The sequence below is a fragment of the Bacillus sp. ISL-18 genome (assembly GCF_018613415.1).
Classification (GTDB): Bacteria; Bacillota; Bacilli; order Bacillales; family Cytobacillaceae; genus Neobacillus.
The window spans coordinates 219,895-242,457 of sequence record NZ_JAGGQG010000010.1; the positions used below are offsets into that span (position 1 = coordinate 219,895).

A 22,563-nucleotide genomic window follows, 5' to 3' on the forward strand; every position below is an offset into this window, starting at 1 on the left:
AACGTTTGCACTCCCATAGTTTGTTTATTTTTCATTACTATTATAGATGAATATACATAAATCCCATTGTGCTACTTATCACACTTATGGCATAATTTTATTAATAAATTGTGAAAAAAGGCGGAATAAGCATGATCGAACTGGTCGGCTGTTGTTGTAGGTGCCGGAAAGAAGTCTATTGCTTAGATGGTTTTTTAAATGGTGTCCATCGCGATAAAAAAGAGATCTTTTGTTTCGATTGCTTTGAGAGATTCGTTAACGAAACGGAAAATCCGCAAAGCTGAGCTTTGCGGATTTTCACCTCTTATTCTTCATCCAGCGCTAAATCTTTAACAGGAAGCTGTTCTCCCTCTTTATGCGTTGGTTTACGTAAATGAAACAGTGCCTTAATGCAGAAAACCAACAATACCACTACACCAATAAGGAATATGGTGTCAGGCACCGCCCGCCAGGTTAAGAGTTTTTGGACAAGGTCTTTTTGCAGGAAGGCTGCTGAACGGGATGCTGCATATCCATGATGGAAAGCTTCTTTTATTTGAATGAACCCAACAGGAAGTAAGGATAAGAAGACTATACCTGCCAAGCCGATATTGAGCATAATACAGCTAAATTTAATCCATTTATCGTTCCAAAACTCGGGTTGGACAATATTACGCAATGAGTACAGAAGTACTGCAACGGCAAACATCCCGTAAACCCCCATCATGGAACCATGACCATGTGCTGGCGTTAAGAATTGCCCATGTTCAAAATAACTTACTGCCGGAAGATTGATTAAAAATCCTAGCACACCTGCACCTACTAAGTTCCAGATGGCGACAGAAATTAAGAACCAAAATGTCCCTTTATATGGGAATTCAATCCCGCCTTTCCGCATCATTTTATATTGTTCGTATGCCTCAAGAATTAATAATGTCAATGGGATAACTTCTAAGGCTGAGAATACGGCCCCAAGACCCAGCCAAACCTCGGCAGACCCATTGTAATAATAGTGGTGACCAATTCCAATCACACCGCTGCCTAATAAAAGTATTAATTGAAAATATAGCTGTCTGACCGTAGATTTTTTAGTGACAAGTCCTAATTGAACCATCAAGAAACCAATAACGACAACAGCAAATACTTCAAAAATCCCTTCAACCCAGAGATGGATAATCCACCAGCGCCAATAGTCTGCAAATGTGAAACTAGTCCCAGGATTAATAAATAGCGCAAAGATATAAAACGCCGGTACCGCAATGGCTGAGTAGAATAACAAATGAATTAATCCACCCTTATCAGACTCTCTTTTTAAGCCTGCCCGAATTCCACGGTAAACGATAAACAGCCAGATTAGCATACCGACAATTAGAATTAACTGCCAAATCCGTCCTAACTCAATATATTCCCAGCCATTGTTTCCAAGCAGGAACCAATTATTGCCTAAATACCCCTTCGGACCAAGCCATTCTCCTGCCATACTGCCGCCTACAAGGACAACCAGTGCCCAGAATAAGATATCGACTAAAAGTCCTTGTTTCGTTGGTTCATATCCACCCACAAGCGGCGCAACATAAATACCCATTCCAAGCCAGGATGTTGCGATCCAGAAAATAGCCAGTTGTAGATGGAACCCTTTGGTAATATTAAATGGCAGTATATCATGAATCCACTTAATACCGAAGAAACTATCAGGCTCTATATAGTAGTGGGCCAGTAAAGCACCAAACATACACTGAACAAAAAATAACACAGACACAATAACAAAATATTTTCCACTCTTTACTTGTGAACTTGTTACAGGAATTTTTCGTAAATCGATTTTAGGGAATTTCCCCTCTTTGTATGCTTCCTTCATCCCAAACTGATAACGGTAAAACACAAATAGGATAATCCCTACCATTAATACAAATAGTGTAATACTGGCACCGCTCCACCATACCGCAGAAAAAGAAAGGTGGTTACCGGCATCTTCGTAATAAGGCCAGTTATTAGTATATGTAATGGTATCACCTTTTCGGACTGTACTTGATAACCAGGCGGTCCAAAAGAAGAAATCAGATATTTGTGTAATTTGGTCACCTTTCGCCACATATGCCCGGTTCTTTTCAGGCATATCCGTTTCTTTAATCAGATTGGCCTTTAACCCCCAACCGTCTCCCTTAGTAAACACGTCTTGATAATGTTCTCTTACCTTTTCAAGACCAAAGGCTTGGGCATTTGTTAATTTCATTGTATCTTTAGCACTATCATAGCGATTTTTTCGCATTTCTTTAATCACATTATTTTTAATAACCGATTTTTCTTCACCATTAAGGGCAGCAAAATCTTTGCTGTATTTTTCCTTTGCCTTAAAATCTTGCATTCCTTGTGTATAGATTTTAAGGGCTTCAGCCGTATAATCCGGCCCCATGTAAGAACCATGTCCTAATACTGTTCCATAATCCATTAAACCATACTTTTGAAAAACAGCTTGCCCTCCCATAATTGACTCTTTTGTAAAAAGAACCTCACCCTTCTCATTTGTTACCTGCAATGGTCTTGGAGCCTGTTCTTTAAATATCCAATAGCCCCCGGCAAGCAAGACAGTAAAGCTTAGTAAAATAGTAATTATTAAAACTGACTTTAACAAACCATTTCGATTTGTATTCAACACTTTGTTCAATGTTTTCCCCCGTTGTAGTTCCATCCAAATTCATCCTTTCTTATTTGTTCACATTTATTATTGTAACGGTGGAGGATCACTTATAGAGTGAATTCCCTCATCGTATCCCTGTGATTTTTCTCACATCATTGAGAATGAGTATCAAAAGATGTGACACTATGACGGGGGTCACTTAATTACAAGGTAAACACTGCTAAAATGTAACTTAAAGAAGATAAATGACTTACATGGGGTGTTGTTAATGAAATGTGAGGATATTGTTAAAAGATTATCAATCGTGCCGATTTTCAAAGAGTTATCAGCTAAAGAACTTGATCCAATTGTAAAAATTACCCAGGAGCGTTTTTATAAAAATAGAATGTACGTCTTTATGCAGGACGATCCTCTTGATCGGGTGTTTTTTATTCACTCAGGGAAAATTAAAATCTATAAATCCGATTTAACGGGGAAAGAACAATTAATCTCTGTGTTAGGACCTGGTGAAATGTTCCCCCATGCTGGTTTCTTTAGGAAGGGGAAATACCCAGCATACGCGGAGGTTTTGGAGGATGCCGAGCTTATCATCATTCCTATTGATCGATTTGAAAAAATATTAATATCCTATCCAGAATTATGTATTAAGCTGTTTAAAGTATTAGGTGAAAAGATTGTGGACTTGCAAGGAAGGCTTGAAGCACAAGTCCTTCATAATACGTATGAACAAATCATTTTACTGCTTGTTCGATTATGTAAATCTAATGGAGAAAAGGTTGGCGGGCTTTATAAATTAACGACTCAATTCACTAATCGTGAATTAGCGAAAATGATTGGAACCTCAAGAGAATCCGTCAGCAGAACGATTACCCAGGTTAAAAAGAAATCATTGGTTTCCCAAGATGAGAATGGATTTTATTTAATCAACCGTGAGGCTCTTGAACAGGAATTATTTTATTAAAGGCTGAGTTAAACTTGAATGTTGATTTCCGCTCCAGGCGGCTTCGCTCCATTCAACATGCTAAAAATCAACAATAACCTTTAGCTCAGCCATATTAAAAAAAGAAAGCGGAAGTAACTTAAACTTCCGCTTTCTTTTATTTTTCGATTGGATCTGTTGGCAGGACGGCTTTTATTTCTTGCAGCACAGTTACGTCCAGATCATCATCGAGAAGGATATGAACGGTTCCCTCATCCTTTTCAGTCCTAATTAGCCTGCCAATTCCTTGGCGAAGCCGGAGAAGCATATAGGGTAAGTCTACTTCTAAAAAGGGATTAGTAAGCCCATTCTTTTTAGCAGTAAAAACCGGATCATTAGGAGGAAACGGAAGGGAAAAAATAATGACATTTTCTAACGATCTGCCTGGAATATCAAGCCCTTCCCATAAATGAATTGAACAAAGCACAGCATGTTCTTCATTTTGGAATTTCGAAACCAATGTGCTAATCTCCTCATCTCCTTCAAAATATACAGGGTAAGGAAAGGAACCTGAAAACCGCTTCTTAAGAACTAATAATTCTTCATTGTTATTAAGGAGGATTAATGCTCGTCCTTCAGACTGAGTAATTTGCTTAATTAAATATTGAACCTTCCTATCGATCCCATCCTTTGGAAAACGAGGCAGATATACTTTCATTTTTTCATCATAATCAAATGGCGACGCCACGGAAAAAGATACGTATTCGCTAACGCCAAGACTATTGGCCATGTATTCAAAAGACTTATGATTTGAAAGTGTGGCTGAGGAAAAAATAAACGGTTTCTTCTGTGAAAATACTTCCTCACGCATTACTTCCTCGACCATTTTAGGCATAATCACAAGGGTTCTTTCTCCACCTTTTTCTTCGAACCAGGTAATCCCGTTCAGTTCTTGAAGAAATAATGATAGTGAATACGTAATTTGTTCTAAATATTCCTCAACAATTTTCAGATCATATTCATTAATCACATATAACTCACTTTCAAAAACCAGTTCTTCCTCAAGTGCCTGCAAGGTTGACAGCAGCTTTCGACAGGTTTTCATCACCAATGGATGCTTAGTGATGACTTGTTTTTCAGATCCTTGTGATTGGGAAGAAAACTGAGAAATAGCATCAAAAAATGCCTCATTTGCCAAAAGCGCCTCTTCAATCGTATATAACGTCTTTTCACGGACTTCGTTTTCCATTAGCCTAGTTAGTAATGTATCTAATGTATAATCCGTAAAACGGTAGCTTAATGCTTTCTGTGCCGCATATTCCAACAAGTGTCCTTCATCAAATACGACAGAGGAATGTTCTGGTAACAGCGGAAGCTGTCCTTCCCGTTTTCGTGATTCTTTCGTCCAAATATGCTCCATGTAAAAATCATGAGAACAAATAATTAAATCAGCGGCATGTCGATAATATTCCCGGTGCAGAGTTAAGCCGCACCGATGACGTTTATCACAAGAGAAGCAATCCTGAAGTGCATCCCAATTCACATTACTCCAAACTTCATCCGATAGGGATGGGTAATCCCGCCTGTCGCCATATCTTTCAAAAGACTGCATGGATCCAACCGAATGGACAAAATCAGGAAGTTCCTGATAAACCTCTGAAATCTCATCCGAAAAATTATTGTTTTTGACCTGGTCAAGTTTTTTCAAACAAAGATATTGATCCCTTGATTTTGCCAGACGTACATCTATCTGCAAATCTAAAATCTTCTCAAGCTTTGCAATATCTCCTTCTTTTTTAACCAGTTGTTCAATTAATGTTTCGTCAGCACAAGCAATCACTGCAGGCCTATTCGTATAACGGGCATACATGATAGCATACAGTAGATATACGATGGTTTTTCCCGTTCCTACTCCTGCCTCGGCAAACATTACTTTTTTCTCTTTAAAGGCTTTTTCTAATTGAAAAGCCATATAAATTTGTTCGTCTCTTAGTTCAAAACCTGCTTCCGGTAAAACATCATAAAATAGGTCGCCAATCCATTCCCCCAACTTGTCATAAAAAGACTCCGTTTTTGAAATTTCAAACGGCATTCTGTTGTGCATGTAAACCCCTCCCCCATAAAAATTCTTTCCTACTCGTTCCGCGGGGGTCTCTTGCCCCAATATTGATAAAGGTCTGTCCGAATGAATCCATTAAACAGCTTCCGTTTCTTTGTTGCCGGTTTTCCGTATAATTGCTCAAAATCTTCATTCGAAGTCATGATATAAATTGACCAGGTATCGAGTTTACTAAAAGCCTGTCCCATTTCCCTGTACATTTGCTCGACGGCCTTTTTATCTCCAAGCCGCTCCCCATATGGAGGGTTTCCTACAATAACCCCGTACTCTTTACTTGTTGATATATCTCGAACCTGCATTTGTTTAAATTTAATTAAATCACCAAACCCGGCTTCTACGGCATTACCTTCCGCTATATTAATCATACGATGATCGATGTCAGAGCCGCTAATGTCTAATGGCTGGTCGTACTTTGCCAAATCCTCGGCTTCCATCCGGGCTTCCTCCCAGACCTTTTCGGACATCCACTTCCAAGCTTCAGAAACAAATTCTCGATTAAATCCCGGTGCAATATTCTGCCCAATCATTGCTGCTTCAATTGGAATGGTACCTGAACCACAAAAAGGATCAATAAAAGGCCGATCAGCCTGCCAATTTGTTAACATTACGAGGGCAGCTGCCAATGTTTCTTTTAGCGGTGCCTCCCCTTGATCAATCCGATAACCTCGTTTGTGGAGTCCACTCCCACTGGCATCAATTGTTATAGTTGCAACGTCTTTTAACAAAGCAACCTCAATCCGGTATAGCGCACCACTTTCTTCGAACCAGGTATTTCGCTTATACTGTTTTTTCAGACGTTCAACCACTGCTTTTTTAACAATGGCCTGACAGTCTGAAACACTGAATAACTTTGATTTAACCGACTTTCCAATAACAGGGAATTCTGCATCTTCAGGCAAAAAATGTTCCCATGGAAGTGCCTTTGTCTTTTCAAACAGTTCATCAAACGTAAAAGCCTTAAATTCGCCAACTTTAATTTTAATGCGGTCTGCCGTTCGAAGCCATAAATTACTTCGTGCAATCGCAGACTCATCCCCAGAATAGGTAACCCTGCCATTTTCCACTTCACAATTATAACCAAGTGATCGTACTTCTTTCGCAACTAAGGCTTCTAACCCCATCGCTGCAGTTGCAATAATTTGATATTTTCCCATATTTTCACCCTTACATAAATTCAAATGTATGTATTAGTACGCTTATCGTTCAACTTATCGCTTACATTATTGACAAAATGCCGCAAACGAATGCAGTTGTTTGCAATAAAAAAGCTCCCCATATTAGGAGAGCCCTTAATATCCAGCATTTTTAACATTAATAACGTTCTGTAAGCCATGTTCTGTACCATTGTACTGCAAACGACCTTTTGGGTCTCGTACACAGGTGGTAATCATCTATCTACAGATTCAAGTTGAATCTGTCTTTCTCCTCGTTCAATTCCTCAGAGAAAACGCCCCTACCATAATTTGGGTTTCTCGCTCGTGGGGTTTACCCGTTCCACCCTTTCCGTTTCCAGAAAGACTACGTCACTGTGGCACTTTTATAGGTATTCATACCATATCCGGTTGGGACTTAGGTATTTTCCCGGCCGTCAACTAAATGCTAGACTCAGCTGCCCTAGCTTATGAATTCACTAGGCACGAACACTACGAGCATCGCAGCTCGTGCGAGCATGGACTTTCCTCAACGATTCGCTTAAAGCTCCTCGCAGCGATTACCCGAACGTCATTAATGATACTTTCTTATTATATGTATTTCTTGTTGAATATACAATGGTTTTTATTAGGAAACTGCGGTACAAAATGTTAATCGTAAAGTTTATTACCAAAAACATGCTTTTCTAGATTAGACAATCTTTTTAAAATATCAAAATTGGTGGTTCCGGCAGGCTGTGCAACCGGCTGCCTTTTTGACGTATCTTCAAGCTGCTTACGAAGCCTTAGATTCTCTTGCTGGAGATCCTCAATTTCTTGATGAAACGTCTCATAGTCTTTAATAATTAAATCTAGAAATTTATCCACATCTTCTTGTCTATAACCACGAACACCAGTTTTAAACTCTTTTTCTAAAATATCCTTAGCTGTTAATTTGACCTTATCAGCCAACATACAAATCACCTCAAGTTTAGCCAATCATTACCTATTATTTTTCCAAAAATAAGTCCTTTTGTCAATTTTCTTTTACATTCAGGATTTGTGTCAACATTTCATTCATATATGGCACCCACTTATCCTGCTCCTTAAAAGTCAGATTGCTTAAACTGTTCTTCCTCAACAATCATTTGCAAATCGTAAAACGTAATTAATTCGATTCGATAATCGTGCTGTTTTTGATAGTCTAATGCTAATTCGTACAAATATTTAGGGCTTCCCTCTTTTTCATGGTCATACAGCAGCAGCAGGCCTTCACTTTTTTCCACAAAGAATTGATTTTTCAAGCGAAATTGCCATGGTTTTTCATACCCTTTTTTCGTAATAGAATCGACGAAATCCGCTTGCATTAAGATCGTTGAATACCACTCTTTATTGGTTTCATTCCAGTTCGATTCCTGATCTAAAAACGGAGTAATCACCGCAAGCTTTAACTCAGGATATTCAGTCTGTAAGTCAAAGACCACTTCGGCAGTCCAAAGTTCTACACCTAGTTGACCACTGATTAAGATCCATTCTAATTCTTCTTCAATCATGGGCAGTAACGCCTTTCTTATAGCTGCCTTGATATATTGAACAGATGGATGGTCCTTATTAAATACCCCTAATTCAAAAGGTTTATAACCGGAAATGGCTAAAACTTTTACCAAACTCTTTCTCCTTTTTTTAAAATTATTTAAAATTGGGACAAACATTTTATTACAAAGAACATAACATATAATAAATAGAAAATAAAAAACAAGGGCTAAAAGCCCTTGCAAGACAATCCAACTACTATGGTCTGCGGCCTCTAAAAGATCCTGGCCCTGCTCCAAAGCCTGGTCCTGGTCCAAAGCCTGGTCCGCCTGGTCCAAAGCCTGGCCCGCCTGGTCCAAAGCCTGCACTTGATCCAAAGCCCGGACCACCCATTCCACCAAAGCCTGGTGCATTAGGTACAGCATTTGGCATTGGTGCGATTGGCATTGGAGCCGCTGCTGGTGCACATGTGTTACAGCAGTCAATGTGCTGATTGCAGCACTCTTCTGCACATGATGCAGTGTGTGGACAATAATGTTTATGTTGGAACATGTGGTGGTTCACTGTGGTTGTATGAACCGGATGAATATGTGGCACCACCGTTGTTGAAAACGTATGGTTCACAATTTGTTGCGTCGGATGAATGACTGGAGGTAAAAAATTAGTTCCTAGATACATATGAAAATCTCCCTTCAAATATTCTGTTTACATTAACAGCCTATGTTAAAGGAGTGACTCTTGTACTAATGAAAATACCTATTTTTTGATTTTAGCTATGCTGTTTTTATAACATAGTATAAAAGCTGTCTTTTAGACTTGTTAACACAACGGCAGTCAAACAGACGACAATAAAAAATAAGAAAAGAATTGCTTTATACATACTACCAGCTCCATAAGTTTTATAGTCGTTTTTTTCTCAACTCAATTTTCAATTTTACCTTTTTCAAGCCTGATAAACAATATGGGAATGCTGGTTTTCCCCATAAAAAATATTAAAATTTTGTGACATACCGATCAAATACTAATCATACTGAATAGCTCGGCAAAAATCAGTGAACGTTCAGCTTATTTAGGATCATTTATCGTATTTTTTTTCCAAGCGTGAAAGCCTGGTTTGCAGCTGGTCTAGTAACCGCTTATTTTCATTTTTTGGATCAGCAGATACTGAATGAATGGCTTCCTGACAATACTTGAGAGCCTTTGGAAGGTCTTTGATCCTATGCTCAAAGATTTTGGCCAGCTCAATACAGGCTTCTGATCTTATTTGCAAATCCTTAGAATCGACAACTTCTAAAAATAAATTTCGTGCGCTGCTCCAATTACGTTCTTTTTTTTGCTGATAGGCGAGGAGTAGTTTTGCCTGTTTGGATGTTATATCCTGTTCCTTTGTTAGGGTGGTTAAGACCTTTTTCGCTTGTTCCGTTTCTCCTAAGCTAGCAAACCAGCGTCCTATTTCATAAGTCTCAGGGCGTGTTTGATTCAGGTCCAATCCTGAGAGCTGAAATGTTAGATGAGTATACAACGTAACAAGGGATAAGATGTCGATTTCATTATGTTTTAAGATACCAAGCATTCCATCAGGTTGTTTGCTTTCAATAAAATCAAAATAAATGATCGGTGCAAGATAGCCCGGTATATCATCTATTCGTTCTACTCCCAATACTTCTTTCTCAACAATGGACAACTTCATTCTATCTAATTTATGTTTCCAGAGTCTTCTAGCCGCATGGAAAAGATCAAAGTGTCCAAAAGCAGGCAGTTTAGGGACATGTTCTCTGACTAGCGTATGTCGTGTTTTCACTTGTGGCCAATCAAACGATTTTCCATTGTAAGTGACAAGAGTTCGATAGTTCACTTTTTCCAAAAAGCTTTGGTATAGTGGAACCTCAGCACCAGGATTTGGCAAAATATGCTGTCTTAAAATAAGCTCCTCCCCAAAAACACTAGCATAACCAAGTATAAAAATGGTATTTCCAACTCCGCCCCCAAGCCCGGTCGTTTCTGTGTCAAAAAAGAATAATTCTTCCACACTATGCCCTTTAGACGATATTGGATGGTTAATTTCATTTTTATTCCAGCAATTAACTGCCGTTCGTAAATCTTGAAACTGATAGTGCCCATGCTGATAGGACAGAGGGTATCTTATTTCTCGAATTAAACAATAATTTTCATCTAAGAAATAGGGAGAGACATGTTCTTGTTCCCATTTATCACGATAAGGGATTTCAAATACAGAACCTTCAGGAAGATGTTTTGTTTCCTTTTCAGAATGCGCACCAACCGACAGATGCGGTTTTAAACGATTCAATTTGTTTTTTAGTGACATGTTGCAACTTCCTCACCTAAACGTGGAGTTTGCAGAAATGTCTTAAGAATCTTAACCGTATCATTTTTTGCTGTTTCACTAACAGCATCCATGCCAATACAAGAAGGACATCCTGACTGACATTGGCAGCGGTGGATCATTTTTAAGGTTTCATTAAATACTTCAGACATTCCTGTATATATTTTTTCACTTAATCCAATCCCGCCCGGATAACGATCATAAAAGAAAATTGTCGGCTTTTCATTATGATCTGCTTTAACTTGGGGTATAACGTGGATATCCTGAGGATCAGCCATGACAAATAAGGGAGCTATATGATTAAGGGCATGTGCAGCGCCAATAAGACCCTGCTCGAGACGCTCTTGTCCCATTTCTACTAACGGTTTACTTAACGAAATCCATGCAGCATTTGTATGAAGCTCCTCCTCTGGGAGATGAATCGGACCGGACCCAATGTTTTCATGTGTTTCAAATTTAATCTTTTTAAAAATAGTAGCCATCGCCCGGACACTGACATCGCCATACCCTATTTCTGCTTTAGACAGTGTTTGAAGTTTATCAACCTCTAGTACCTTTAATTGAACTGCCAGGTTGGCATCTGTAAAATAGTCTACATCGACTTCACGAACAAATGCCTTTTTCTCATCCCAATCGAGCTTTTCTACCTGATATTGTGTTCCTTGGTGTAAGTAAATGGCCTCATCATGGAGCAGTGTCATGGCGGAGAAACGATCCATTTCACCGATGACCTTCACATGAGCTATATCTGATTGATCGACGATTATAACATTTTCCTGTGAAGCTGACCGTAAACTAATGTTATGAGCTGGGAATGAATCATTCATCCAGAAAAATTTTTCACCGTTTCGATAGAGCACACGTTCCTCTGCTAAGTATTCTAGTAACTCGTCGGTTTCCACATTACCAAACAAATCACCCGTCTTAAATGGCAGCTCATAAGCAGCGCATTTCATATGATCAATTAAAATAATAAGATTATCTGGATTAATTCTTGCTGTTTCGGGACTTTTATTAAAAAAGTAATCAGGGTTTTGAATAATGTATTGATCAAGCGGGCTCGAACTAGCTACCATTATAACCAAAGCTTCGCCATGTCTTCTGCCTGCTCTTCCTGCTTGCTGCCAAGCACTCGATATCGTCCCAGGATAGCCTGTCATAATACAAACCTGCAGCTGTCCAATATCCACGCCCAGTTCAAGAGCATTCGTGCTCACAACCCCATAGATATCCCCTGAACGTAAGCCTTTTTCAATTTTCCTTCGTTCTGTTGGCAAGTATCCGCCGCGATACCCCATTATTGATTTTGCACCCAACTCATTTTTAACTAATTCCTGCAAGTAAGTCAGAATTATTTCCACTCTTACTCTGCTTCTAGCAAATACAATCGTTTGAATCTTATTTTTCAATAGTGTCCCTGCTAGTTTACGAACCTCAAGTGTTGCACTTCTGCGAATATTTAATGGCTTATTCACTATCGGAGGGTTATAAAAGAGAAAATGTTTCGTTCCACTTGGTGCACCATTATTATTAATCAACGTCATTTTCTCTTCAGTTAACTTCTCCGCAAGTTCTAAAGGATTAGCAATAGTGGCAGAAGTACATATAAACACAGGATTGCTTCCATAATAATGGCAAATCCGCTTTAATCTTCTGATTACATTGGCAACATGACTGCCAAACACACCGCGGTATGTATGAAGCTCATCAATAACAACAAATTTAAGATTCTCGAATAAGGATACCCATTTTGTATGATGCGGCAGGATCGCAGAATGAAGCATGTCTGGGTTGGTAATGACTACATGTCCAGCTTTTCTTACCCTCTGGCGGATGTTTGCGGGAGTATCTCCGTCATACGTATAACTATTTATGTCAGCGCCGGACGCTTCAATAATTTCATTAATTTCACTTTTTTGATCTTGTGCAAGTGCTTTAGTTGGAAAAATGTATAGAGCTCGTGCATTAGGATTTGCCAAAATGGTTTGTAACACCGGCAAATTATAACAAAGTGTCTTTCCAGAGGCAGTTGGTGTCACAGCTACAATACTATGTCCGCTAATAATCTCATCATATGCTGATTTTTGATGAGTATAGAGCTGGCCAATTCCTCTAAGAGAAAGAGATTTCTTTAGAACAGGATGAAGTTCCTCTGGCAAGTCTACCGATTGGGCTGGCTTGTGGTCAATCGTATGCCATGTAACTATATTTTCTTTAAACTCGTCGTTTATTTTTAAATCTGCAAGGATTTCCTGCAGGTTTTTTTTCAGCTTCATGTTCTCACCTCATAACTCTTATTTTACCGAATAGACGTTCGTTATTAAAGAGATAAAATAAAATTTAATTCATTAACAGGATTGTAACCTTTTACCATTATGATAGAGTAAATGTTATGACCATATTTTGTTACAATATAAAATAAATGAACTTGATTTGAAAGGTGATTATATGAAAATAGAAGATATAAAACGTGTACTAGGAGGTTTTACCCTTTTCCGTGAATTAGACCATTTTGAATTGACCAAAATAGCGAATATTTCGATTGCCAGGGAGTGGAAAAAAAATAGTCATGTCTTTCTCCAAGGCGATCCACTCGAAAACGTCTATTTTATCTTTGATGGAAAAATAAAAATCTATAAAAGTGATATAAGTGGTAAAGAGCAAATTGTGGCGATTGCAAAAAAAGGAGAAATGTTCCCCCACGTTGGATTCTTTAGAAAGGGCGATTATCCTGCCTATGCAGAAGTGCTAGAGCCTTCTACTCTTATTGCAGTTCCTATTTCAAAATTTGAGAAGGTATTAATCGAAAATCCAGAGCTCTGTATTAAAGTGTTTAAGGTGCTTGGCGAGAAAATTGTTGATTTACAAAATCGCTTAGAGGAACAGATTTTAAACAATACATATGAACAAATTATCAAGCTACTTATTCGTCTAGCTCAGAAACATGGAATCGAGCAGACGAATGGTACGATTCAACTGAAATCAGAGTTTACGAATAGAGATCTTGCCAATATGATTGGAACTACGAGGGAAACCATTAGCCGGACATTGACGAAAATGAAAAAAGAGGAATTAATAGAACTAGACCATGAAGGAAACATGATTCTGGATATAACTATGCTGATGCAGGAATTAAATATACTATAAGAAAAACACCGCGGTTTTAGGCCTGCGGTGTTCTTCTTATAATTACAGTTGAAGCATTTCTTCCATATCTTCTTTGGCTGTACCGATTAATTTAAGATTAAAAGTATCCTGAAGGACCTGAAGAACTCCTTCTGAAATAAATTCAGGCGGTTTAGGTCCAATTCTAATGTCCTTAATTCCCAAACTGAATAGACCTAACAGAATCGCTACTGCTTTTTGTTCAAACCAAGATAAGACGATACTAACTGGTAATTCATTGACTTCACAGCCGAACGCATCCGCTAATGCTAAGGCAATCTTCACGGTTGAACCGGAATTATTACATTGACCTAAATCAATATACCTTGGGATGTTTGTTCCAGGTACTACCCCATAATCGACATCATTAAAGCGGAATTTACCGCAGGAAGTTGTTAAAATAACGGTTTCAGGAGGAAGAGATGTAGCAAGCTCTCGGTAGTATTCTCCGCCGTTTCCAGGTGCATCACATCCTGCAATAACAAAAAAGCGTTTAATTTTACCTGCTTTCACAGCATCAATAACCTCTGATGCTAAACCTAAAACGGTTTCATGATGGAATCCAGTCAGTAATGTTTCTTCCGATTCAATCGCTGCTTCAGGAAGCTCCAATGCTCTGTTAATTAATGGGGTAAAATCATCATTCACAATTTTTTCAACATTTTCAAGTCCAGCAACTTCATAGGAAAACATCCGATCAGCATATGTACCCTTAATTGGCATTACACAGTTGGTAGTAGCTAGAATAGCTCCTGGGAACTTTTCAAATAAGCGGCGCTGGTCGTACCAAGCTTTACCTATATTACCTTTTAAATGTGCATATTTTTTCAAGGCAGGATAGCCATGTGCAGGAAGCATTTCAGAGTGTGTATAAATATTAATATCTTTTCCTTCAGTTTGTTTTAATAATTCCTCTAAGGCGAATAGGTTATGTCCCGTAACAACGATACACTTGCCTTCAATTTTATTCTGACTAACGCGGATTGGTTCTGGAATTCCCAAACGTTTTGTATGGGCCTCATCAAGCATTTCCATAACGCGGACAGCAGATTGTCCCACCTTCATAGCCATATCAATATGTTCCTGTACGTTAAAATTTGAATTAGTTAATGTCATGTAAAGTGCTTCATGTGTTGTGGCATCCACAAATTGGTCCGTATACCCTAGTTGATTGGCATGTGTTCTGTAGGCCGCAATTCCTTTTAACCCAAAAATAATCGTATCTTGTAAGCTGGCGATTGTTTCATCTTTACCACAAACACCGATTACCTTGCATCCGCCAGTTGGTGTTTGTTCACATTGATAACAGAACATGTAACTTCCCCACTTTCATTATATTTCTTTCCTAGCGTACAAATTTTCTTACTTGTTAAATGTGATTAAAATCACATTTATCATATTTGTAACAGAATGTTCGAAAATTTGTGACGAACATATGTCAGCACCTACCTATTTTTCTATGCATATAATATGGAGTGAAATAATGGAAAGAGAGGGAATAATGATGTCATCCATGCTTCCGAATGATAAAAATAACCGTAAATCCCCGCTGTCAGAACCTTTCCGGGATTTAATCAAATCCATGAATGACTTATTCACTGATAAACCGGTGCGAGGATTTTTACAAACAATTGATGAGTTTTTTAAAACTCCTTTCCCTACAGCGGCAGGTTTTCATGTTGAAACGGTAGAAACAGGAAAGGAATATATTATTTCAGCCGAGCTGCCTGGCGTGAAAAAGGAGCAAATCCAATTAAATATTACAGGAAACTATTTAACGATCTCTGTTGAAAATCGCGAATTAGAAACAGAGGAAAACGAACTTACCCATGTATATCGACGTAAATACTTCCGTCAGCATGCTGCTAGGACGATCGCCCTGCCCCATGCGATCAATGAAAAATTGGTTCGGGCTTCGTACCGTGATGGGTTGTTACAAATCCACATTCCTCAGGAAAAAGGTAAAGTAATAGACATAGAAGAATAACTTACTATTTTTTTGTTTCCTCTATATAGGAAAAGACGGCTGCTATTAGCCGTCTTTTTTATAATCTGAAATAATTTAAGCCTTAAAGATACCCCCAAATCCTTTTACGAGCGAGGATACTTGAGTTACTGCATTCATCATTTGCCCAGCCGTATTTACCATTTTATTAATGTCCACTGATCCATCTTGTGATTTGAATGAATTAATTAACGATTGCATTCCACCTGGTTGTTTTGGCATAAAACTGTTTTTAGGATAGGGATTCATTATTGGATAACCATTCATGGGCATATATGGCTGTTGAACCATTTCATCCTTGGGCTGCAAAGGGTTTTGAAATAGAAACTGGTTATCCTTTTGCTTATATTGAGTTTGATGATTCATATTTTGCTGTCCAAAGCCCGGTTGATAGGTTTGACCATATGGCTGCATGGACTGAGGGTAATAAGGGTTGGGCGGGTAAAAGGGCAACATATTGTAGTTCTGTACTTGAGTCTGATATGGGCTCGGCGGCTGACTTCTGTTCATATGTGCTTGAGGGTTCATTTGTTGGTGTGTCATTGGTCCTTGGTGCATCATTTGCCCCGAGTATCCATGATGAACAAAATGATTTGGTTTTGTTTTACCAAACATGGGCAAACATCTCCTCTTTATTATTCTCTATTACACATTATGAAGATTAGAGAGGAAAGGTGATTGTAAGTGTTAGTTTGTCAATGTCAGATTCACGAGAATTTTGTCTAAAGTTTAAATATTTTAAAAACTAGGAATCCTATGTTTTCATGATACGATTAACAAAAGGGTGAAGGAGGAGCTATTTATGGACATTCACGAATTAAAAAGCAAATTTATTCAAAGTCGGGATTACAACACAGATGACGTTAATGCCTTATTGGATTTTGCAAAGAAAGTGTATATTCATAATGAAATTAGTATAAAAGAATATCGCGTTCTTGTCCGCGAGCTTGAGAACCAAGGTGCGGTTATACCTGAAACTAATCATGAAGACTCCCTCATCGAACATTCTTAAAATAATGGGCAGCTGTATATTCCAGCTCCATTCCTCTTCTGTTATTTACTAGCAGCAGATAGGAATATTTAATCAATCTACCTAAAAGAGATGCATTTACCTGCATCTCTTTCTATCTTTCACCTCTTTTAATACTTCCGCAAGAACAAATTCCACCGACCGATGGGTATTTAAAAACCTTGATTTACTTGTCTCTGGAAAAAAAGACTGAACAGAGATCTGATCAATATGGGCAGAAGTTGTGTCAATTTGTGTTAAATGGAGGTGTAAAGTATTAGCTGTAGGGAGCCATTTCTTCATTGCCCTATTCCATTTATCATTAATCTCCTTTACTTCATCTGCAAATGGTTTAATTTCACTATAAAAATCATGTGTTAGTCCTGTCTCTCTGCCTTCTTGATAGTTCTTTAGAAATAGCTCATTATAATGGAACAGTTTTTCCGTTAATTCAAGAATCTCATCTGTCATGTTCTCTTTCTCCTCTTTTAATTTACAAAATAAAAAAGTAGCAAGAGTATTGATGCTACTTTTAACCATATTATTATTTTATCGCTACTTAAAAACCTAATTCAAGCTTTAAGGATGCAGGAACTGCACCAAGGTTAGTGTTAAGGATATCTTCATGAGACATCGGATTCATATTTGCTGATCTACCCTCGATATCTGAAAGGTGGTGAAGTGTTACCGTTAATTTTTCTTGTTCCTCACTTGTTATATGAAGGCGCTGGTCGGAGAAAGAGGCTTCTAGAACAGACTCCAATTCTTCTAATTGATCATATATTTCCGTTAGCATCGTAAGCATTTTTTCTTTTTCGGACATTGGTATAGTCATTTACAAATCCCTCCTCACGAGTATCTATTACGTAATATTCTCCTTCCCTTTCCAGCCTCCTTCAAGCTTGACAAAACTAGAAGCAATTCGGCAAAGAAAGTGTTAAAACATCATGAATGATAATCTTTTTCGACATAATCATAAGTTCGCATGAAAAACCGCTGAAGCGTACATGCTAGTATTGGAGGTGTTTTTAATGGCGAAAAAAAATAATCCAACAAGCAAGCAATCAAAAGCTGTCACAGAGCAAAAAACAGGCTATGGGGATAAAAAGCTTGAAGGACCAAATCGTCCTGCTGAATAATAACAGTAAAAAGCAAGGCAGCGTCCTTGCTTTTTTTATTTCCACCTTTTTAGCTTAAGTGTTTTATGAAGGGAAAGTAATAAGTGAAGCTGATTTGATTTATTAAAGTACCAGTCCGTAAGATGGATAGGATGATGATGACGAACTGGTAAATGCATCCAGGCCGGGGAAATCAGTCGCTGTTTACTCCAATCTTGATAGTTATGTTGGTGATGCTCAATAACCGGAAAAGTTGTTCGAAGCAGCGGTGTTTTCCTGCCTGTCTTTATTTTAAAATATTGCTCATAATCGTTTCTTGAACCTGTATGCGGATTTCTTTCGGCAAATTCAAAAAAATAAGAAAACAAACGCGGATGAAAAAGAATACTCGCCAGCCTCTTCCCTAAATTGATTCGCTTAGATAGGGATTTAAAACCATTTACACTGGCCCCATACACCTCCCCGCCACAAGTAGGAAAAAGAACGCAGCTGAAGTGAAGCCAATCTTGAAACGAAAAAAGAAAGGAATGAAAGACCTTATTCTTATAAACGGGATGTTCTATCACAGGTGTTTGAATCACATTTTGTTCATTAATAATTAAAGAAGTTGTTAATCTTTCCTTATCGTTTTCCTTCCAATAACGTTCCCACTCTTTTTGAATAAATGTTGAAACATGGAAAAAGGGAAGTAAGTGAAACATAGGCCGATTCAATTTCGTCGAATAGTGGTAAAGAAGAAGCTGGGGGAAAACATCATGAAAAATAAGCCAATTGGCCCGTTCATAAGTCAAAAATAACTGTTTCCTCATTTTTGGTTCTAAAATTTCCGGGAAAATGTCACCTTCTAGATCACACATATTCCAACCGCCATTACGTGAAACCATACTTGCAAGAAAAGACCAAATAATATCCGGATGTTGTTTAAAATAGGAAAAGTAGGCATCTGTACGCGTAATATTATCAACATTTCTTTTTTTTGTTTCACCTACAATTTGACGGATGATTGATTGTTCCTGTATCGTAAGATGATTCATATTCATCTTCCTTATTTTTGATAGAGTTTTAATTTTGCGTTAAAATCTTTACTAATATCGAATCATGTCTGAGTTTAGCATTCACGCTACAATTATTATTAGCGTGTGTAGGCAAATTTTTTTTATACACCCCAATATGAACAAAGATTTGGTATGATAAGGATTAGCTTGAGAGGTGTAAAATAATGAATCTTAACTATCCGAATGGAAAAAAGTATAAGCCAAAAGAACTTATAAAAGACAATACGGTGAAAAAAATAAAAAATGGATCTTATAGTAATCGGGGTATGACACTAGAGGAAGATTTAAATGAAACGAATCAGTATTACCGGGAAAGAAAAATTGCAGTGATACATAAAAAGCCAACTCCCGTTCAAATTGTTCAGGTGGATTATCCCAATAGAAGTGCTGCCGTAATAAAAGAGGCATACTTTAAACTAGCTTCGACAACTGATTATAATGGGGTATATAAAGGTAGATATATTGATTTTGAAGCAAAGGAAACGCAAAACCCCACCTCATTTCCATTAAAGAATTTCCATCAACACCAAATACAACATATGGAAGAAGTAATGGATCAAGGAGGAATTTGTTTTGTTATTCTCCGTTTCACAAAATTTGAACAGGTTTACCTGCTCGAAGCCCGACATTTACTGCATTTTTGGGAGCGAATGATGAACGGAGGAAGAAAATCGATTACAAAAGAAGAAATTGAACAGAAGGGCCACCACATACCGCTTGGATTTCAACCAAGAATTGACTATATTAAGATAATAGAGCAACTATAGAAAACTTCAATTTTTTCATAGAGAATAGAAAGGAAGGAAATCATTATGTCTGAACAATACAAATCAAGAGAGGAGCGCAGAAAGCAACTCCAATCCAAAGGCAAGAAAAATAAACAAAAAAAACCACGCGGACTAGTTAAGAAGATTTTTTTAAGTCTTGTTGTCCTCGGAATAATTGGATTACTTGCCGGAGTGGGGACTTTCGCTTACTTTGTTAAGGATGCTCCCAAACTTGATCCGAAATTATTAAAAGATCCTATCCCTTCAAAAATTTTAGATAAAAATGATAAGTTGATTACTGAAGTAGGTGCTGTAAATCGAGAATATGTAAACTATAAAGATATTCCTAAAAAACTTGAAGATGCTGTGTTAGCAACAGAAGACTATCGTTTCTATAAGCACCATGGGATTGATCCAATTCGTCTTGGGGGCGCCGTTTTAGCCAACTTCCGGCATGGATTTGGTGCAGAAGGCGGAAGCACCATCACACAACAAGTAGTTAAAAATGCTTTCTTGACTCAAGAAAAGACGTTAAAACGAAAGGTTCAAGAAGCATGGCTTGCCTATCAGCTGGAGCAGCAATATACAAAACACCAGATCTTTGAGATGTATGTAAATAAGGTGTATGTATCCGAAAACAGCCATGGTCTTGCTACTGCTGCCGAAATCTATTATGGTAAGGAATTAAAGGACCTTACTTTGGCCGAGGCTGCACAAATAGCCGGGATGCCACAAAGTCCTAACAATTATAATCCCTTTAACCACCCGGATTTAGCAGAAAAAAGACGGAACATCGTTCTATCATTAATGTATCAGCATGGATATATATCAAAGCAGCAAATGAAAGAAGCTGAAAAGGTTTCTGTAGCAAAAGATGTGCTGCCACCTGAAAAACGTCAAGTTAATGATAATAAAACTTATGACTCATTTGTGGATGCTGTCATTGATGAGGTAAAGGCTACAACAGATTTTGATATTTTTACAGACGGTTTAACAATCTATACTACTCTTGATAAAGATGCGCAATTACATGTTAATGAAATCCTAAATACAAAGGATTCCGATATCATCCCTTACCCTGATGATAAACTTCAAGCTGGTATTGTCCTTCTTGATACAAAGACAGGAGAAATTCGGGCAATTGGGGGCGGAAGAAACCAACAAGTCCAACGCGGTTTTAATTATGCAATCGATACGAGACGCCAGCCTGGATCTACAATTAAGCCCGTGCTAGATTACGGTCCTGCAATTGAATATTTAAACTGGGGCACCTATGAAATGATTAACGATAAGCCGATTACTTATTCATCCGGTAAGAAATTTGGCAACTGGGATCAGAAGTATAAGGGTCCAATGACGATGAGAACGGCCCTGCAATTATCACGTAACAGTCCCGCTGTTCAAGCACTACAGCAAGTTGGACTTGATAAAGCAAAAGACTTTGCCGTTAATCTTGGTATTCCTTTAAAAGAAATTTACGAATCCTATGCCATCGGCGGCTTTGAAACTGGGGTTTCCCCACTTCAAATGGCCGGAGCCTATGCTGCTTTCGGAAATAATGGATTCTACACTAAACCACATTCAGTTAAGAAAATTAAGCTGCGAGACGGCACCATGATCGACACAGCCCCTAAACCGAAAGTGGTAATGAAGGATTCGACGGCCTTTATGGTTACCGATATGTTGAAGAGTGTACTGATATCTCCTGGAACAGGAACACGGGCCAAAGTGCCAGGGCTTCCAATAGCAGGAAAGACAGGAACTACAAACTATACAGATCAAGAAATGTCTGAATGGAATATAAATAGCAGTTCTGTTCCAGATGCTTGGTTTACCGGCTATACTACCAATTATACAGCGTCTATTTGGACAGGATATGAAAGCCGGAAAACTCCAATTACGGCTGAAGGCAGCAATCAAAGAATTGCTCAGCTGCTATTTAAGAATTTAATGGCATATGTATCTAAGGACATTGACACTCCAGATTTTAAAATGCCAAATAGTGTCCAAAAGGTTAGAATTGAAAAAGGCACCATGCCTCCTGTATTGGCTAGTCAATATACACCTAGTAGTCAGGTATCAATTGAATACGCGGTTAAAGGGCATGCACCTAAAAGAGTATCTGAAAAATACAACAAACTTTCAGCACCTGCAAATGTTGCTGCTAAATATGATAATACAAGTGGAAATGTTGTCGTTTCATGGGATTATAACAATGCTGCAAACAAAGATATTCAGTTTGATGTCACGGTTGACGGTACCCATTCGAATCATTCTGTTCAGTCTGGTAACAGCTTAACCTTTAAGGCTAACCCTGGAGAAAACTATACTATCTCCATCTTTGCCTTTAGTGGAACTAATAAGAGTGATGTTGTTCATACTTCAATTGATATACCGCAAAGTGAAGGACAGACTGACCAAGGAACGGGAACTACTCCCGGGACTGGTACCGAGAACAACAATGGTACTGGAAATGGTACTGGTACTGAAAACGGCAATGGGACCGGAAATGGAACTGATACTGAAAACGGCAATGGGACCGGCAATGGGACTGGTACTGAAAACGGTAATGGAACTGGCAACGGGACTGGTACTGAAAACGGTAATGGAACTGGCAACGGGAGTAATACTGGGAATACTGGAAATACCGGGAATTCCGGGAATTCCGGGAATAGTAATCAAGGAGGGACTACTCCCCCGGTTACAACCCCTATAACACCTCCTACGAATCAAAGTACAGGAAATCGGGGAGGAACGAATAGCCAATAAGCTAAAAAATCGT

General features: G+C 38.3%; 19 protein-coding genes and 1 other RNA gene. 6 read left to right on the top strand and 14 right to left on the bottom strand.

The window, feature by feature from the left end; translation table 11 throughout:
* Positions 1-304 precede the first annotated feature (304 nt).
* Positions 305-2,668 carry a nitric-oxide reductase large subunit gene (locus tag J7E81_RS14085; protein ID WP_215043042.1) on the bottom strand — a complete coding sequence of 788 codons (2,364 nt, stop codon included), beginning with the start codon at positions 2,666-2,668 and terminating at the stop codon, positions 305-307.
* A 217-nt stretch (positions 2,669-2,885) separates the two neighbouring features.
* Between J7E81_RS14085 and J7E81_RS14090 the strand changes: the two genes are divergently transcribed.
* Positions 2,886-3,578, top strand: a complete 693-nt coding sequence (locus J7E81_RS14090) for a Crp/Fnr family transcriptional regulator (RefSeq protein WP_215043043.1) — start codon at positions 2,886-2,888, stop codon at positions 3,576-3,578.
* A 136-nt stretch (positions 3,579-3,714) separates the two neighbouring features.
* On the opposite strand, the gene J7E81_RS14095 is transcribed toward J7E81_RS14090, so the two are convergent.
* The 8 genes from J7E81_RS14095 to J7E81_RS14130 form a co-directional block, all read right to left on the bottom strand.
* On the bottom strand, positions 3,715-5,640 hold the full coding sequence (locus tag J7E81_RS14095; RefSeq protein WP_215043044.1) for an ATP-dependent DNA helicase: 1,926 nt from the start codon (positions 5,638-5,640) through the stop codon (positions 3,715-3,717).
* A 29-nt stretch (positions 5,641-5,669) separates the two neighbouring features.
* On the bottom strand, positions 5,670-6,809 hold the full coding sequence (locus tag J7E81_RS14100; protein ID WP_215043045.1) for a THUMP domain-containing class I SAM-dependent RNA methyltransferase: 1,140 nt from the start codon (positions 6,807-6,809) through the stop codon (positions 5,670-5,672).
* Between the two features lie 166 nt (positions 6,810-6,975).
* Positions 6,976-7,378: RNase P RNA component class B (gene rnpB, locus J7E81_RS14105), an RNA gene on the bottom strand.
* Positions 7,379-7,457: 79 nt separating this feature from the next.
* Positions 7,458-7,760: a cell division regulator GpsB gene (gene gpsB, locus J7E81_RS14110; protein WP_098530451.1), complete on the bottom strand. Its 303-nt coding sequence runs from the start codon at positions 7,758-7,760 to the stop codon at positions 7,458-7,460.
* A gap of 131 nt (positions 7,761-7,891) precedes the next feature.
* Positions 7,892-8,452: an SLOG family protein gene (locus tag J7E81_RS14115; protein WP_251028644.1), complete on the bottom strand. Its 561-nt coding sequence runs from the start codon at positions 8,450-8,452 to the stop codon at positions 7,892-7,894.
* 124 nt (positions 8,453-8,576) lie between these two features.
* Positions 8,577-8,996, bottom strand: a complete 420-nt coding sequence (locus J7E81_RS14120) for a CotD family spore coat protein (RefSeq protein ID WP_215043046.1) — start codon at positions 8,994-8,996, stop codon at positions 8,577-8,579.
* A 397-nt stretch (positions 8,997-9,393) separates the two neighbouring features.
* Positions 9,394-10,644 (bottom strand): ribonuclease H-like domain-containing protein, encoded by a 1,251-nt coding sequence (locus J7E81_RS14125; protein ID WP_215043048.1) that lies wholly within the window; start codon positions 10,642-10,644, stop codon positions 9,394-9,396.
* Positions 10,635-12,938 (bottom strand): DEAD/DEAH box helicase, encoded by a 2,304-nt coding sequence (locus J7E81_RS14130; protein WP_215043050.1) that lies wholly within the window; start codon positions 12,936-12,938, stop codon positions 10,635-10,637. The genes J7E81_RS14125 and J7E81_RS14130 overlap by 10 nt, the downstream gene beginning before the upstream one ends.
* A gap of 172 nt (positions 12,939-13,110) precedes the next feature.
* Between J7E81_RS14130 and J7E81_RS14135 the strand changes: the two genes are divergently transcribed.
* Positions 13,111-13,809 carry a Crp/Fnr family transcriptional regulator gene (locus J7E81_RS14135; protein WP_215043052.1) on the top strand — a complete coding sequence of 233 codons (699 nt, stop codon included), beginning with the start codon at positions 13,111-13,113 and terminating at the stop codon, positions 13,807-13,809.
* Between the two features lie 42 nt (positions 13,810-13,851).
* On the opposite strand, the gene hcp is transcribed toward J7E81_RS14135, so the two are convergent.
* Positions 13,852-15,141: a hydroxylamine reductase gene (gene hcp / locus J7E81_RS14140; protein ID WP_215043054.1), complete on the bottom strand. Its 1,290-nt coding sequence runs from the start codon at positions 15,139-15,141 to the stop codon at positions 13,852-13,854.
* A gap of 169 nt (positions 15,142-15,310) precedes the next feature.
* Between hcp and J7E81_RS14145 the strand changes: the two genes are divergently transcribed.
* Complete coding sequence (locus J7E81_RS14145; protein ID WP_251028645.1) at positions 15,311-15,814, top strand: Hsp20/alpha crystallin family protein; 504 nt, start codon at positions 15,311-15,313, stop codon at positions 15,812-15,814.
* 75 nt (positions 15,815-15,889) lie between these two features.
* On the opposite strand, the gene J7E81_RS14150 is transcribed toward J7E81_RS14145, so the two are convergent.
* The gene (locus J7E81_RS14150; RefSeq protein WP_251028646.1) at positions 15,890-16,447 is read right to left on the bottom strand and encodes a YppG family protein; all 558 of its coding nucleotides are present in this window, start codon (positions 16,445-16,447) and stop codon (positions 15,890-15,892) included.
* Between the two features lie 187 nt (positions 16,448-16,634).
* On the opposite strand from J7E81_RS14150, the gene J7E81_RS14155 reads away from it, so the two are divergent.
* Positions 16,635-16,844, top strand: coding sequence for a YppF family protein (locus J7E81_RS14155; RefSeq protein WP_215043056.1), 210 nt, complete (start codon positions 16,635-16,637; stop codon positions 16,842-16,844).
* Positions 16,845-16,940: 96 nt separating this feature from the next.
* On the opposite strand, the gene J7E81_RS14160 is transcribed toward J7E81_RS14155, so the two are convergent.
* From J7E81_RS14160 to J7E81_RS14170, 3 genes are all read right to left on the bottom strand, one after another.
* Positions 16,941-17,312 (bottom strand): YppE family protein, encoded by a 372-nt coding sequence (locus tag J7E81_RS14160; protein WP_215043058.1) that lies wholly within the window; start codon positions 17,310-17,312, stop codon positions 16,941-16,943.
* Between the two features lie 88 nt (positions 17,313-17,400).
* Entirely contained in the window at positions 17,401-17,676 is a 276-nt protein-coding gene (locus tag J7E81_RS14165; protein ID WP_215043060.1) for a hypothetical protein, read from the bottom strand.
* Between the two features lie 339 nt (positions 17,677-18,015).
* On the bottom strand, positions 18,016-18,993 hold the full coding sequence (locus J7E81_RS14170) for a DUF2515 domain-containing protein (RefSeq protein WP_215043062.1): 978 nt from the start codon (positions 18,991-18,993) through the stop codon (positions 18,016-18,018).
* A 185-nt stretch (positions 18,994-19,178) separates the two neighbouring features.
* On the opposite strand from J7E81_RS14170, the gene recU reads away from it, so the two are divergent.
* On the top strand, positions 19,179-19,781 hold the full coding sequence (gene recU, locus J7E81_RS14175; RefSeq protein WP_215043064.1) for a Holliday junction resolvase RecU: 603 nt from the start codon (positions 19,179-19,181) through the stop codon (positions 19,779-19,781).
* Between the two features lie 45 nt (positions 19,782-19,826).
* Entirely contained in the window at positions 19,827-22,550 is a 2,724-nt protein-coding gene (locus tag J7E81_RS14180; RefSeq protein WP_215043066.1) for a transglycosylase domain-containing protein, read from the top strand.
* The last annotated feature ends 13 nt before the right edge of the window (positions 22,551-22,563 follow it).